At 52.2% G+C, this 830-nt stretch carries 1 rRNA gene; it reads left to right on the top strand.

The features are described 5' to 3' along the window. Window positions 1–830 (top strand): 23S ribosomal RNA (locus IEY11_RS14575); the annotation flags it as partial.

Genomic DNA, 830 nt, shown 5'->3' with positions numbered 1-830 from the left:
GAAGTCAGAGCGGAAGCACTGGTGGACTGCATACGAGTGAGAATGCCGGAATAAGTAGCGAGAATTATGTGAGAATCATAATGGCCGAAAATCTAAGGTTTCTTGGGGAAGGTTCGTCCGCCCAAGGTTAGTCGGGAGCTAAGCTCAGGCCGAAAGGCGTAGGCGATGCACATACGGTAGAAATTCCGTAACCACCGAACATTTAAGCTAGAGGGACGCTTTCTTTAAGGTTATCCCGGGCGATGGTTGCCCCGGGCGTAAGGGACCGAAATATAGTAGGGAAGTAACTGGCGAGAGAGACGAGAAAAGCTCTAGTGTATACTAAGGTGCCCGTACCGCAAACCGACACAGGTAGATGGGATGAGTATTCTAAGGCCAACGGGAGAAGGGTTGTTAAGGAACTCGGCAAATTGGCCCCGTAACTTCGGGATAAGGGGCGCCTGCGAGAGCAGGCCGCAGTGAAAAGGCCCAAGCGACTGTTTAGCAAAAACACAGCTCTCTGCTAAATCGAAAGATGACGTATAGGGGGTGACGCCTGCCCGGTGCTGGAAGGTTAAGGGGAGTGCTTAGCGCAAGCGAAGGTGCGAACTTAAGCCCCAGTAAACGGCGGCCGTAACTATAACGGTCCTAAGGTAGCGAAATTCCTTGTCAGGTAAGTTCTGACCCGCACGAATGGCGTAACGATTTGGGCACTGTCTCAACAGCCCGCCCGGCGAAATTGTAGTACCGGTGAAGATGCCGGTTTCCCGCAACTAGACGGAAAGACCCCATGGAGCTTCACTGTAGCTTGATATTGGATCTCGGTATTCCATGTACAGGATAGGTGGGAG

Origin of the sequence: Butyricicoccus faecihominis (assembly GCF_014648015.1) — a bacterium.
Classification (GTDB): domain Bacteria; phylum Bacillota; class Clostridia; order Oscillospirales; family Butyricicoccaceae; genus Agathobaculum; species Agathobaculum butyriciproducens.
Note: the sequence above shows the minus strand (reverse complement) of the source record. Positions and strands in the feature narration are given on the sequence as shown.